Annotated in this window: 11 protein-coding genes; all 11 read right to left on the bottom strand. The window is 66.0% G+C overall.

Annotation, left to right across the window (positions count from 1 at the left end; genetic code table 11):
* Positions 1-9 precede the first annotated feature (9 nt).
* Positions 10-378, bottom strand: a complete 369-nt coding sequence (locus IWX89_RS10730) for an RNA polymerase-binding protein RbpA (protein WP_196903557.1) — start codon at positions 376-378, stop codon at positions 10-12.
* Positions 379-496: 118 nt separating this feature from the next.
* Positions 497-748 (bottom strand): preprotein translocase subunit SecG, encoded by a 252-nt coding sequence (secG, locus tag IWX89_RS10725; RefSeq protein ID WP_134523892.1) that lies wholly within the window; start codon positions 746-748, stop codon positions 497-499.
* Between the two features lie 131 nt (positions 749-879).
* Positions 880-1680: a triose-phosphate isomerase gene (tpiA, locus tag IWX89_RS10720; protein ID WP_196903556.1), complete on the bottom strand. Its 801-nt coding sequence runs from the start codon at positions 1678-1680 to the stop codon at positions 880-882.
* Positions 1671-2885 carry a phosphoglycerate kinase gene (gene pgk, locus IWX89_RS10715; RefSeq protein WP_196903555.1) on the bottom strand — a complete coding sequence of 405 codons (1215 nt, stop codon included), beginning with the start codon at positions 2883-2885 and terminating at the stop codon, positions 1671-1673. The genes tpiA and pgk overlap by 10 nt, the downstream gene beginning before the upstream one ends.
* A 12-nt stretch (positions 2886-2897) precedes the next feature.
* Positions 2898-3902, bottom strand: coding sequence for a type I glyceraldehyde-3-phosphate dehydrogenase (gene gap / locus IWX89_RS10710; protein ID WP_196903554.1), 1005 nt, complete (start codon positions 3900-3902; stop codon positions 2898-2900).
* An 86-nt stretch (positions 3903-3988) separates the two neighbouring features.
* Entirely contained in the window at positions 3989-4615 is a 627-nt protein-coding gene (locus tag IWX89_RS10705; RefSeq protein WP_134506632.1) for a superoxide dismutase, read from the bottom strand.
* 105 nt (positions 4616-4720) lie between these two features.
* Positions 4721-5701: a DNA-binding protein WhiA gene (whiA, locus tag IWX89_RS10700; RefSeq protein WP_196903650.1), complete on the bottom strand. Its 981-nt coding sequence runs from the start codon at positions 5699-5701 to the stop codon at positions 4721-4723.
* 91 nt (positions 5702-5792) lie between these two features.
* Entirely contained in the window at positions 5793-6668 is an 876-nt protein-coding gene (gene rapZ, locus IWX89_RS10695; RefSeq protein ID WP_196903553.1) for an RNase adapter RapZ, read from the bottom strand.
* 65 nt (positions 6669-6733) lie between these two features.
* A complete protein-coding gene (gene uvrC / locus IWX89_RS10690) occupies positions 6734-8608 on the bottom strand; it encodes an excinuclease ABC subunit UvrC (RefSeq protein WP_196903552.1) in 1875 nt (624 codons plus the stop codon).
* 19 nt (positions 8609-8627) lie between these two features.
* Positions 8628-11498 carry an excinuclease ABC subunit UvrA gene (gene uvrA / locus IWX89_RS10685; protein WP_196903551.1) on the bottom strand — a complete coding sequence of 957 codons (2871 nt, stop codon included), beginning with the start codon at positions 11496-11498 and terminating at the stop codon, positions 8628-8630.
* Between the two features lie 109 nt (positions 11499-11607).
* Positions 11608-13671 carry an excinuclease ABC subunit UvrB gene (uvrB, locus tag IWX89_RS10680; protein ID WP_196903550.1) on the bottom strand — a complete coding sequence of 688 codons (2064 nt, stop codon included), beginning with the start codon at positions 13669-13671 and terminating at the stop codon, positions 11608-11610.

Below are 13671 nucleotides of genomic sequence, written 5' to 3'. Positions count from 1 at the left end.
GACAGGATGCTAGTTGGTGGCGGAGAGCTTCCCGCGACGAACCCGCAACTGCTGGAGCGCCTCTTCGAGGAGGGATTCGGCTTCTTCCTCCGTGCGACGCTCCTTCACGTAGGCGAGGTGCGTCTTGTACGGCTCGAGCTTCACCACCGACGGCGGGTTCTCCTTGTCGCGCCCGGCAGGCAGGCCGGATGACGGGCAGTCGATGGTCTCCGGGATTTCCTCGTCGGGGAGGTTCGCCGCGAAGTACCGGACGGTCTCATTGCCCAGGGCGTCCCAATAGGAAACCCTGATCCGGTCCGCGTGGAAACCGCGGTCCTGCTCGCCCATGGGGCCAGCTCCTACACGGGAGCCACGAATTGCGCTGCCACCAGATGCCATGATGTTCCTCCGCTAGAAAGGGGCGTTGAAGCTGATTGGCCGTTTCAACCGATGTCGGGTTGAACGGGTCGTGCAGATTTCGTTCGGCCGGGAATCAACCCCGGCCTCGCGACGTGGATCAGAGGCCCGCGTCGAACTTCGTGATCAGGCCGAGCACGACGATGCACGAGATCCACAAAAGACCCAGGATCACGGTGATGCGGTTGAGGTTTCGTTCGGCGACGCCGGAAGCGCCGAGGTTCGAGGTCACACCGCCGCCGAACATGTCGGACAGTCCTCCGCCACGCCCCTTGTGCAACAGAATGAGCATGGTGAGCAGGAGGCTCGTAATGCCGAGCAAAACCTGCAGCACTACCTGGAGAATACCCACGCGAAACCTTTCACAGTGCGATGGGGCACTTGCCCCACCAAGATCAGTGATAATCATAGCCTGACTCACGTCACAACCCGCCGTCCCCCGGTTCGGGGGACGGCGGGTTGCCTCAGACGGTGTAACCGGTGCTACAGTCCAACGTGCTTCTGAAAACGCACGATGCTGGAGAACTCGTCGATGTCCAGGCTTGCTCCGCCGACGAGGGCGCCATCCACATTGGGTTCGCGCATGTAGCCGGCGATGTTGACGCCCTTGACGGAACCGCCGTAGAGGATGCGGGTCTTGGCGGCCACATCTTCCCCGAGGGTGTCCTTCAGCACGGTGCGGAGCTGGGCCGCAACCTGCTCGGCCTGCTCCGGAGTGGCAGCCTGGCCGGACCCGATCGCCCAGACGGGCTCGTAGGCCACGACGATGTCCGCCGCGTTGGAGACGCCGGTCAGGGCCGCCTTCAACTGCGCAACCGGCACGGCGCTCGGGCCGTGCAGTTCCAGGTCTGCGGCGGTCTCGCCGACGCAGATGATCGGAACCAGGTTGTGCTTGAGCGCGGCCTTGACCTTGGCAGCGACCTGCTCGTCGTTCTCGCCGTGCAGCGTGCGCCGCTCGGAGTGACCGATCAGAACGTACTGGCACTCCAGCTGCGAGAGGAACGCGCCGGAGATCTCGCCGGTGTAGGCGCCGGAGTCCTGTGCCGACAGGTCCTGCCCGCCGTAGGCGAGCGGGAGCTTGTCAGCGGACACGAGCGTCTGCACCGAACGGAGATCGGTGAACGGCGGGAACACGGCAACCTCGACGGCTGAGAAGTCGTGCTTCGCATCCTTGAGGTTCCATGCCAGCTTCTGCACGAACGCGATGGCCTGGAGGTGGTCCAGGTTCATCTTCCAGTTGCCCGCGATCAGCGGGGTGCGCCGCGGGTTGTCGTTTACTGCCATCCGAGGACCTCCAGTCCTGGCAGGCGCTTGCCTTCGAGGAATTCGAGGCTGGCGCCACCGCCGGTTGAGATGTGACCGAACTGATCGTCCGTGAAACCGAGCGTGCGCACGGCGGCGGCGGAATCGCCACCTCCGACGACGCTCAGCCCATCGACCTCAGTCAGGGCGGCGGCCACCACACGGGTGCCCTCCGCAAACGGTGCGAACTCGAACACGCCCATGGGGCCGTTCCAGAACACCGTCTTCGAGGAACTGATGATCGCGGCGAACGCCGCGGCCGTCTCCGGGCCGATGTCCAGGCCCATGCCGGTGGCACCGAATGCGGTGTCCTCGATCGAGTCGGCCGTGGTGATCACGTGCTCGGCATCGGGTGCGAACTTCGCCGCCACGACGATATCCGTCGGCAGGACGATCTTCACACCCAGGCGCTCAGCCTCGACCAGGTAACCGCGAACGGTTTCGATCTGGTCGGCCTCGAGCAGGCTCGCGCCCACCTTGTGGCCCTGAGCTGCGAGGAACGTGTAGAGCATTCCGCCACCGATGAGCAGCGAGTTGACCCGCGGCAGGAGGTGACCGATCACGCCGAGCTTGTCCGACACCTTCGAGCCGCCGAGGACGACCGTGTACGGTGCCTCCGGCTTCTCGGTGAGGCGATCGAGGACCTCGAGCTCCGCGGCGATCAGCAGACCGGCGGCGCTGGGCAGAATCGATGCCAGGTCGAACACGCTGGCCTGCTTGCGGTGGACGACACCGAAGCCATCCGAGACGAGCACGTCACCGAGAGCGGCAAGCTCATTGGCGAACGCAACGCGTTCGGCGTCGACCTTGCTGGTCTCCCCGGCGTTGAACCGGAGGTTCTCCAGTACGACGACGTCACCGTCGGCCAGGGCTGCGACGGCAGCCGTCGCGGACTCGCCGACGGTGTCGGTGGCGAACGCGACGTCGCTGCCCAGCAACTCAGCCAGGCGTGCTGCGACCGGGGCCAGGCTGTACCTGTCCTCGGGTGCGCCCTTGGGCCGGCCGAGGTGCGAGACGATCACGACTCGGGCGCCCTGGACGAGCAGCGCCTTGATGGTGGGCAGGGACGCGCGAACGCGGCCATCGTCCGTGATCTCTCCGTCTTTCAACGGAACATTGAGATCGCAACGGACGATGACCCGCTTGCCGTGGAGCTGCCCCAGTGATTCGATTGTTCGAAGTGTCACCGTGGGCCTCGGTTAGAGGCTCTTGGCGACGAGTTCGGTGAGGTCAACCATGCGGTTGGAGTAACCCCACTCGTTGTCGTACCAGGACGACAGCTTGACCTGGTCGCCGATGACGCGCAGCAGTCCGGCATCGAAGATGGAGGAGTGCGGGTCCGTGACGATGTCGCTGGAGACGATCTCGTCTTCGGTGTACATCAGGATTCCCTTGAGGGGGCCCTCGGCTGCTGCCTTGTAGGCGGCCTTGATGGCTTCGACGGTCACCGGGCGTTCGGCGATGACGGTCAGGTCGGTGATGGAACCGGTGGGAACCGGGACGCGAAGCGCGAAGCCGTCAAGCTTGCCCTTGAGCTCCGGGAGCACGATGCCGAGCGCCTTGGCGGCACCGGTCGAGGTCGGGATGATGTTGAGCGCGGCGGCGCGAGCGCGGCGCAGGTCGGAGTGCGGGCCATCCTGAAGGTTCTGGTCGGCCGTGTACGCGTGGATCGTGGTCATCAGACCGGACTTGATGCCGAAGTTGTCGTTGAAGACCTTGGCCAGCGGCGCGAGGCAGTTCGTGGTGCACGACGCGTTGGAGATGATGTCGAACTTGGCCGGGTCGTAGTCCTGCTCGTTGACGCCCATGACGATCGTCGCGACCTCGCCGGTGGCGGGAGCGGAGACAATGACCTTCTTGGCGCCGGCGGTGATGTGCTTGCGCGCGTCGTCGGCCTTGGTGAAACGACCGGTGGACTCGATGACGATGTCGACGCCCAGCGCACCCCACGGGAGGTTGGCCGGGTCGCGCTCGGCGAGGACCTTAATCGGCTTGCCGTTGACGAGGATCGAGTCGCCGTCAACCGAGACGGTCGCGGCGAGGCGCCCGGTGATGGAGTCATATTTAAGGAGGTGAGCCAGCGTCTTCGTGTCGGTGAGGTCGTTCACGGCGACGATCTCAATGTCGCTGCCCTGGGCGAGGGCGGCGCGAAGATAATTACGGCCAATGCGGCCAAATCCGTTAATACCAATCTTTACAGACACGAATGTCTCCTAATCTTGTGCGCCGAAGCGCGTTTCTTGTGGGTGAACTGGACGGGGTGCCGGCCCCCTCCCGGGGGCCGGTCCTGCTATGAGAGCAGGAGCAACCCGTTGGTCTTTTCGCGTGCGATCGTGAAGCGTTCCTGGACGTTCGCCCAGTTGACGATGTTCCAGAATGCCTTCACGTAGTCCGCACGCACGTTGCGGTAGTCGAGGTAGTACGCGTGCTCCCAGACGTCCAGCATCAGCACCGGGATCGTGCCGGCGGCGAAGTTGGCCTGCTGGTCGAAGAACTGCTGGATGATCAGACGCTGGCCGATCGAGTCCCAGGCGAGCACTGCCCAGCCGGAACCCTGCACTCCGAGCGCGGTGGCCGCGAAGTGGGCCTGGAACTTGTCGAAGGAGCCGAAGTTGTCGTCGATGGCGCTGGCCAGGTCGCCGGTGGGCTTGTCGCCGCCGTCCGGGGAGAGGTTGGTCCAGAAGATCGAGTGGTTGACGTGCCCGCCCAGGTTGAAGGCGAGGTCCTTCTCAAGCTTGTTGACGTAGGTCAGCTGCCCGGAATCACGGGCTTCGGCCAGCTGCGCGAGGGCGGTGTTGGCCCCGGTCACATAAGCCTGGTGGTGCTTGCTGTGGTGGAGTTCCATGATGGTGCCGCTGATGCTCGGCGCGAGCGCCGAGTAGTCATAGGCGAGGGCCGGGAGTGTGTATTCAGCCAATGTGTATCTCCTCTGAATTTGTCGGCGGTAATTGCTCCGCCACCAGTTAGTGAGCGACCTATCTAGTCTACTCAGGTCAAGCTGGCCGCGTGACGAACGGCGGAATCAGACCTCGTCGAGGTCGGAGGGCAGATCGGCGTCGGTTCCGGGGATCCCCTGGTCGGCGGCCTTCTTGTCCGCCATCGCGAGCAGGCGGCGGATCCTGCCGGCGACGGCGTCCTTGGTCATCGGCGGGTCCGCGTGATGGCCGAGCTCGTCAAGGCTTGAATCCCGGAACGAGAGGCGCAACTCCCCCGCATAGCGCAGGTGCTCGGGAATGTCGGTGCCGAGGATCTCCATCGCCCGCTGAACCCGGGCGCAGGCGGCGACGGCGGCCTGCGCGGACCGGCGGAGGTTGGCGTCGTCGAAGTTGACGAGCCGGTTCGCGGTGGCTCGCACCTCCCGGCGCTGGCGGAGTGCCTCCCAGTTGAGCACGGTGTCCTGGGCGCCCATGTGCACGAGCATCGCGCCGATCGCGTCGCCGTCGCGGATGACCACCCGGTGGACCCCGCGCACCTCCCTCGCCTTGGCGACCACGCCCAGGCGCCCGGCCGCACCGACGAGAGCCATCGCCGCTTCGTTGCCCGGGCAGGTGATCTCGAGGGCAGCGGAGCGCCCCGGGTCGGTCAATGAGCCGTGGGCCAGGAACGCGCCCCGCCACACGGCGGCGATCTCTTCCTTCGACCCTGTGGTCAGCCGGTTCGGAAGCCCGCGGATCGGGCGCCGCCTGGCGTCCAGCAGCCCGGTCTGCCTGGCCAGGGTCTCTCCCCCGTCGAGGACGCGCACGAGGAAATGACTCGTCCTGCGCAGCCCGGAGGCGGCGATGACGGAGACGTCGCTGCGCACCCCGTACAGTTCGGCCAGGTCCTTGCGAACGCGGCGGGCGAGCAGTGCGGTGTCGAGCTCGGATTCGATGGCGATCCGGCTGGAGATCATGTGGAGTCCGCCGGAGAACCGAAGGATGGTGGCCAGTTCAGCGGCCCGAACCGTGGTCTTCGAAACCTCGACGCGAGCGAGTTCGTCTTTAACGTCGGCCGTGAGTGCCAATCGCTTGTCCATTCTGTTGTCCTGGCCTTGTCCCGGCCGGGAGTTGTTCTGGCTGGGCCCGGTGGCTGTTTCCAGGCACCGTCGGCCGTGGTTATTCTCGTCCGAGGTCGCGGTTCTTGAGACTGACCGCTACCCCGGGAAAGTTCTTGATCCGGCCGGCGATCTCGGCCGACATCGCGACCGAACGGTGCTTGCCTCCGGTGCAGCCGACCGCGATCGTCACGTGGCGCTTGTTCTCACGCTGGTAGCCGGCGAGGACAGGTTCCAGTGCCGCCGCATAGTTGTCCAGGAACTCCACCGCGCCGGTCTGGGCCAGCACGAAGTCACGGACTTCGGCGTCCTGCCCGGTGTGGGCGCGGAGCTCGGGGATCCAGAAGGGATTCGGCAGGAAGCGCACGTCGGCGACCATGTCGACATCCGTGGGCAGGCCGTACTTGAAGCCGAAGCTCATCAGGGTGACGTTGACCCCGGCGGTGTCGGCCGCCGCGAACCGGTCGGTGATCGTCGTGGCCAGTTGGTGGATGTTCAGGTCCGAGGTGTCGATCACCAGATCGCAGGATTCCCGCACGGCGCTGAGTTTGCTGCGCTCGGCCGAAATCCCGTCGAGGATGGTGCCGTCACCCTGGAGCGGATGCGGCCTGCGCACCGACTCGAACCGGCGCACGAGCACATCATCCCGGGCCTCGAGGAAGATGACCCTGACGCGGGCGCTCTTGCGCAGGGACTGGACGATCTCCTGGAAGTCAGTGAAGAAGCCCCGGCCGCGGATATCGACGACGGCGGCGATCTTCGGCAGGCTGGTGCCGGCCCGGCTGACCAGTTCCACCAGCGGTCGCAGCATCTGCGGGGGCAGGTTGTCCACGACGTACCAGCCGAGGTCTTCCAAGGCGTTGGCCACGGTCGAGCGTCCCGCTCCGGACATGCCCGTCACGATAAGCATCTCCTGCTTGTCGTTCTCCGTTGTCATATTCGCTCTGGCGCCTTCGGTTGTGGTGGATATCGCGTGTCCAGCCTACCGACCGGCCGGGGCCTTCAGGCGCGCAAGTGCTGATGGATCGTGGCAGCGAGGCCGGGGCCGATCCCCCGGACCTCGGCGATCGACTCCGCCGAGGCTTCTTTCAGACGAGCCACCGAGCCGAAATGCTGCAGCAGAACCTTGACACGCGCGGGGCCGAGGCCCGGGATCTCGCCGAGGACGGTGGAGATGTCCCGTTTGCGCCTGGCCCGTTGATGGGTGATCGCGAACCGGTGCGCCTCGTCCCTGATCCGCTGGATCAGGAACAACGCGTCGCTGTTCCTGGGCAGGATGACGGGGTAGTCCGAGTCCGGCAGCCAGATCTCCTCGAGCCGCTTGGCGATGCCGCAGAGGGTGATGCCGGTGACCCCCGATTCCCGGAGTGCCCGGGCCGCGGCCGTGACCTGCGGCTGCCCCCCGTCGACGATGAGCAGGTTGGGCTGGTAGCGGAACTTGCGCCGCTTGACCGGCGCCTCGCCGGCGTCGTCGGCGGGCGCATCCGGTGCGTCATCGGGGATCAGGTAGGCCAGACGCCGGGTCAGCGTGCGGTAGATGGAGTCGGTGTCGTCCGTCGACTCCGGGATCCCGAACCGGCGGTATTCGTCGGTGCGGGGCAGGCCGTCCTCGAAGACGACCATCGAGGCGACAATGTTGGTGCCGCTCAGGTGCGACACGTCGTAACACTCCATCCGGAGCGGCGCGGACGGCATCCCCAGGGCTTCCTGGATGTCCTCCAGCGCCTTGGAGCGCGCCACGAAGTCCGAACTTCGCCGCGTCTTGTACAGCATCAGGGCGTGCTTGGCGTTCTGCGTCGCCGTCGCGAGCAGGGCCGCCTTGTCACCTCGCTGGGCGGCGAGGATCCGCACCTTTCGTCCGGCGATGCCGGCGAGCCAGCCCTCGAGGGCCTCGGCGTCGTCGGGCAGCTCGGGAACCACGATTTCCCGCGGCGGCACGGCATCCCCGCCGTACGCGGTCTGCATGATCGAGTCGATGAGTTCGCTGGTGGACAGGTCGAGTTCCTTGTCGACCATCCAGCCGCGGACACCGCGGATTCGTCCGCCGCGCACGATGAACAGCTGGACGGCGGCCGCGAGCTCGTCCTCGTCGAACGCGAACAGGTCGATGTCGACGTTGTCGCGGAGGACGACGGCGCTCTTTTCGAGCACCGCATCGAGGGCGCGGATCTGGTCACGCCGTTTGGCGGCCGTTTCGTACTGCTGTTCGGCCGCGGCCACCTTCATCTCCGTGGTCAGCCGGTTGATCAGTTTGCGGTCCTGGCTGCCCAGGAAGCTCACGAATTCGTTGACGATGACGCGGTGTTCCTCGATGGTCACCGTTCCGGAGCACGGTCCGAAGCACCGCCCGATCTGACCGGCGAAGCAGGGCTTGCCGGACTGCATCGCCCGCTTGTAGTTGGCGTTGTTGCAGGTGCGGATGGGGAATGCCTTGAGCATCAGGTCGATGGTCTCGTGCACCGCCCAGACCTTCGGGTACGGCCCGAAGTAGCGGGCCCCGCGGATGCCGGTGGTGCGGGTGACAAGGGCGCGCGGCGCCTCGTCGGCCAGGGTGACCGCCAGGTAAGGGTAGGACTTGTCGTCCTTGAACTGCACGTTGAAGGGAGGATCGAACTCATTGATCCAGGTCCACTCGAGTTGCAGCGCCTCCACCTCGGTGCCGACGACGGTCCACTCCACGGAGGTGGCCGTGGTGACCATCCGCCTGGTGCGTTCGTGCAGGCTGCCCAACGGCGCGAAGTAGTTGCTGAGCCGGGCCCGGAGGTTCTTCGCCTTGCCGACGTAGAGAACGCGACCGGTCTCGTCACGGAACCGGTACACCCCCGGGCGGGTCGGGATCTCGCCCGCCTTGGGGCGGTAACTCAGCGCGTCGGACATGGCCTCCCCTGGTCCGCGCCTACTGCGCCGCCAGGACCTCCTTGAGGAACTTCCCGGTGTGGCTCTTCTTGACGGTGGCCACGTGCTCCGGGGTACCGGTCGCGAGCACGCGACCGCCGCCGGACCCGCCCTCGGGGCCGAGGTCGATCACCCAGTCCGCGGACTTGATGACGTCGAGGTTGTGTTCGATCACGATGACGGTGTTGCCCTTGTCGACGAGGCTGTTCAGCACCAGCAGGAGCTTGCGCACGTCTTCGAAGTGCAGCCCGGTGGTCGGCTCGTCAAGCACATAGACGCTGCGCCCGTTGGAGCGGCGCTGCAGTTCCGTGGCGAGCTTGACTCGTTGGGCCTCACCGCCGGAGAGGGTGGTGGCGCTCTGGCCGAGCCGCACGTAGCCGAGGCCCACCTCGACGAGGGTCTTGAGGAATCGATGGATGGCCGAGATCGGCTCGAAGAACTCCGCCGCCTCGCTGATGGGCATGTCGAGCACCTCGGCGATGTTCTTGCCCTTGTAGTGCACGGTGAGGGTGTCCCGGTTGTACCGCGCTCCCCCGCACACCTCACAGGCGACGTAGACATCGGGCAGGAAGTTCATCTCGATCTTGATCGTGCCGTCGCCCGAGCAGGCCTCACAGCGGCCGCCCTTGACGTTGAAACTGAACCGGCCCGGCAGGTAGCCTCGCGCCTTCGCCTCGATCGTTTCGGAGAACAGGGTGCGGATCTTGTCGAAGACGCCCGTGTAGGTGGCCGGGTTGGAACGGGGGGTCCGCCCGATCGGAGCCTGGTCGACGTGGATGACCTTGTCCAGATGGTCGAGGCCGGTGACCCTGGTGTGCCTTCCGGGCAGCTTGCGTGCGCCGTTGAGGCGGTTGGCGAGGACCCGGTAGAGGATGTCGTTGACCAGCGACGACTTGCCGGAGCCGCTGACCCCGGTGACGGCGGTGAACGTGCCGAGGGGGAAGCTCACCGACACCTTGCGGAGGTTGTTCGCCTCAGCCCCGACCACGGTGATCTCACGGGCCGGGTCGATCTCGCGTCGCGTACTCGGCGTGGGAATGATCTTGCGGCCCGCCAGGTAGTCGCCGGTCAGTGACTTCTTGTTGGTCAGCAGGCTCTCGTAGGAGCCGGAGTGCACGACATGGCCGCCGTTGACGCCGGCGCCCGGCCCGATGTCGACGATCCAGTCAGCGGTCTTGATGGTGTCTTCGTCGTGCTCAACGACGATCAGGGTGTTGCCGAGGTCGCGCAGGGCCACCAGGGTCTCGATCAGCCGGCGGTTGTCCCGCTGGTGCAGCCCGATGCTCGGTTCGTCGAGCACGTAGAGCACGCCGGTGAGGCCTGAGCCGATCTGGGTGGCGAGACGGATGCGCTGCGCCTCACCGCCGGACAGCGTCGCCGCGGCCCTGGCCAGGTTGAGGTAGTTGAGGCCGACCCGGATCAGGAAGTCCAGCCGGGCCTTGATCTCCCGGAGCACCTGCGCCGCGATGGTCGATTCGCGGTCGGTGAGCTCGAGCTTGTTCATGAACGAGCGGGCGTCGGTCAGGCTGAGGTTGCAGACATCCGCGATGCTCGACCCGTGCACCAGCACGGCGAGGACTTCCGGCTTGAGCCGGGTGCCGGAGCAGACCGGGCAGTCGACCTCGCGCAGGTACTCGCCCCAGCGCGCCCGCTGGGTGTCGGATTCGGCCTGGAGGTACTGGCGTTCGATGTAGGGCACGACGCCTTCGAAACCGGACGTGTAGCTCATCTCCCGGCCGTAGCGGTTCTTCCACTTCACCTTGACCTCGAAGTTGTCGCCGCGGAGCACGGCGTTCTGCACCTCGGCGGGCAGCTCGCCCCAGGGGGTGTCGAGGGAGAAGTCGAGGTCGCGGGAGAGCCCGTCGAGGAGCTTCTCGTAGTACTGGAACAGGCCTTTGCCCTGGGTGGTCCAGGGCAGCACGACGCCGTCGGCGATGCTGAGCTCCGGGTCGCCGAGCAGGAGGTCGGCGTCGACGGACATGCGCGTGCCGAGTCCTGAGCACTCGGGGCAGGCGCCGAACGGCGCGTTGAACGAGAAGGTGCGCGGTTCGATCTCGGTCAGTTGCACGGGGTGGTTGTTGGGGCAGGAGAGCTTCTCCGAGTAGCTCTGCCAGGCGTCGTCGCCCTCGCCGTCGACGTAGTTGATCTGCACGATGCCGTCGGTGAGCTTGAGCGCCGTCTCGAGGGAGTCGGTGAGCCGGCTGAGCAGTTCCGGCCCGGCAACGAGCCGGTCGACGACCACGGAGATGTCGTGCTTGATCTGCTTCTTGAGCACGGGCGGCTCGTTGAGCTGGATCTGCGTGCCGTCGACGATCGCCCGCGAGTAACCGCCGGCCGCGAGTTCCTTGAACAGGTCGACGAACTCGCCCTTCTTCTGCGAGACCACGGGGCTGAGCACCTGGTAGCGGATGCCGGCCTCCAGCTCCATCAGCTGGTCGGCGATCTGCTGCACGGTCTGGGCCTGGATGACCTCACCGCAGACGGCGCAATGCGGCACACCGATCCGCGCCCACAGCAGTCGCATGTAGTCGTACACCTCGGTGATCGTGCCGACCGTGGACCGGGGGTTGCGGTTGGTGGACTTCTGGTCGATCGAGACGGCGGGGCTGAGTCCCTCGATGAAGTCGACGTCGGGGCGGTCGACCTGGCCGAGGAACTGGCGCGCGTAGGCGGACAGCGACTCGACGTAGCGGCGCTGGCCCTCCGCGAAAATGGTGTCGAAGGCGAGCGATGACTTGCCCGACCCGGACAGCCCGGTGAAGACCACAAGGGAATCCCGAGGGATCTCCAGATCCACGTTGTGCAGATTGTGCACCCGTGCGCCGCGAACACTGAGTTTTGACCCGGACTCTACCTTGGAAATTGACACCATTCGAGTCTATGCAGTGCCGCCGACACTCCGGTGCGCCAGCAACACGCCCTGAGCGAACACATGTTCGACAATTCGGAATTCAGTGGCGCAGGTGTTCGAGCACGGCGGGCTAGATGTGGCCGGCCTTCTCCATCTGGCGCAGTTCGCGCTTCAGCTCGGACACCTCGTCACGCAGCCGCGCCGCGAGTTCGAACTTGAGTTCCCCGGCAGCCTCGAGCATCTGGCCATTCAGGTCCGCGATGATCGACTCCAGGTCGTTGGCGCCGTTCGCGGCCAGGCCCTGGCGGCGAGGGGTCGGGGCGCTCCCCTTGCGCCGCTCGGTGCGGCCGGCCAGGAGCTCGGCGGTGTCTGCCTCCTCCCGGGCGAGAACCTCGGTGATGTCCGCGATCCGCTTGCGGAGCGGGGTGGGGTCGATCCCGTGCAGGGTGTTGTAGGCCACCTGCTTCTCGCGCCGGCGGTCGGTTTCGTCGATGGCGCGTTCCATCGAGGCGGTGAGCCGGTCGGCGTACATGTGAACCTCGCCGGACACGTTGCGGGCGGCTCGGCCGATGGTCTGGATGAGTGAGGTCGCCGAGCGGAGGAAGCCTTCCTTGTCGGCGTCGAGGATGGCGACCAGCGACACCTCGGGCAGGTCGAGGCCCTCCCGCAGCAGGTTGATTCCGACGAGCACGTCGTAGACGCCGGCGCGGAGCTCCGTGAGCAGTTCGACCCGGCGCAGGGTGTCGACGTCGGAGTGCAGGTAGCGCACCCGCACCCCGGCCTCGGTGAGGAAGTCGGTGAGTTCCTCGGCCATCTTCTTGGTCAGGGTCGTGACGAGCACCCGTTCGTTGCGCTCGACCCTCTTGTGGATCTCCTCGAGGAGGTCGTCGATCTGCCCCTTGCTGGGCTTCACGACGATCTGCGGGTCGATCAGCCCGGTCGGGCGGATGATCTGCTCGACGACGCCGTCGGCTATCCCCATCTCGTACTTGCCGGGGGTCGCGGACAGGTACACGGTCTGGCCGACCCTGCCCTTGAACTCACTGAACTTGAGCGGCCGGTTGTCCAGGGCGCTGGGGAGCCGGAAACCGTGTTCGACGAGGGTTCGCTTGCGGGAGGAGTCTCCCTCGTACATGGCGCCGATCTGGGGCACGGTCACGTGCGACTCGTCGATGACCATCAGGAAGTCGTCGGGGAAGTAGTCGAGCAGGCAGTGCGGCGCCTCCCCCGGCTGGCGGGCGTCGATGTGCCGCGAGTAGTTCTCGATCCCGGAGCAGAAACCGATCTGCTCCATCATCTCCAGGTCGAAGGTGGTGCGCATGCGCAGGCGCTGCGCCTCCAGCAGCTTGCCCTCACGCTCGAGTTGTTCGAGGCGTTCGGCCAGCTCTTCCTGGATGGTGCCGATGGCGCGCTGCATGACCTCGGTGCTGGCGACGTAGTGCGATCCGGGGAAGACGGAGACGGAGTCGAGCTTGCGCACGATGTCTCCGGTCAGCGGGTGCAGGCTGTACAGCGCCTCGATCTCGTCACCGAACATCTCGATCCGGATCGCGAGTTCCTCGTACATCGGGATGATCTCGATGGTGTCGCCCCGCACCCGGAAGTGACCCCGGGAGAAGTCGACGTCGTTGCGCTGGTACTGCATGGCGACGAACCGGCGGACGAGCCAGTCCCGGCTGACCTTCTGGCCGACCTGCAGGGCGATCATGGCCTCGAGGTAGCCCTCGGGGGTGCCGAGGCCGTAGATGCAGGAGACGGTGGACACGACGATCACGTCGCGCCGGCTCAGCAGCGAGTTGGTGGTGGAGTGCCGCAGCCGCTCCACCTCCGCGTTGATCGACGAGTCCTTCTCGATGAAGGTGTCGGTCTGCGGAACGTAGGCCTCCGGCTGGTAGTAGTCGTAGTAGGAGACGAAATACTCGACGGCGTTGTTGGGCATCAGCCCACGGAACTCGTTCACCAGCTGCGCGGCCAGGGTCTTGTTGTGGGCGAGCACCAGTGTGGGGCGTTGCACCTGCTCGATCAGCCAGGCGGTCGTCGCCGACTTCCCGGTCCCGGTGGCACCGAGCAGCACGATGTCGGTCTCACCGGCATTGATCCGGCCGGCCAGCTCGGCGATCGCGGTCGGCTGGTCACCGCTGGGGGTGTACTCGCTCACGACCTCGAACGGATGTACAGAGCGCGTGGGTTCCAT

This window comes from Cryobacterium sp. MP_M3, assembly GCF_015752155.1.
GTDB lineage: Bacteria > Actinomycetota > Actinomycetes > Actinomycetales > Microbacteriaceae > Cryobacterium.
Note: the sequence above shows the minus strand (reverse complement) of the source record. Positions and strands in the feature narration are given on the sequence as shown.

What these genes read in the sequence shown, in the direction of transcription:
- IWX89_RS10730 (WP_196903557.1), bottom strand. Translation starts at nt 378, where the DNA reads ATGGCATCTGGTGGCAGCGCAATTCGTGGCTCCCGTGTAGGAGCTGGC.
- uvrC (WP_196903552.1), bottom strand. Translation starts at nt 8,608, where the DNA reads ATGTCCGACGCGCTGAGTTACCGCCCCAAGGCGGGCGAGATCCCGACC.
- tpiA (WP_196903556.1), bottom strand. Translation starts at nt 1,680, where the DNA reads ATGGCAGTAAACGACAACCCGCGGCGCACCCCGCTGATCGCGGGCAAC.
- uvrA (WP_196903551.1), bottom strand. Translation starts at nt 11,498, where the DNA reads ATGGTGTCAATTTCCAAGGTAGAGTCCGGGTCAAAACTCAGTGTTCGC.
- uvrB (WP_196903550.1), bottom strand. Translation starts at nt 13,671, where the DNA reads ATGGAACCCACGCGCTCTGTACATCCGTTCGAGGTCGTGAGCGAGTAC.
- rapZ (WP_196903553.1), bottom strand. Translation starts at nt 6,668, where the DNA reads ATGACAACGGAGAACGACAAGCAGGAGATGCTTATCGTGACGGGCATG.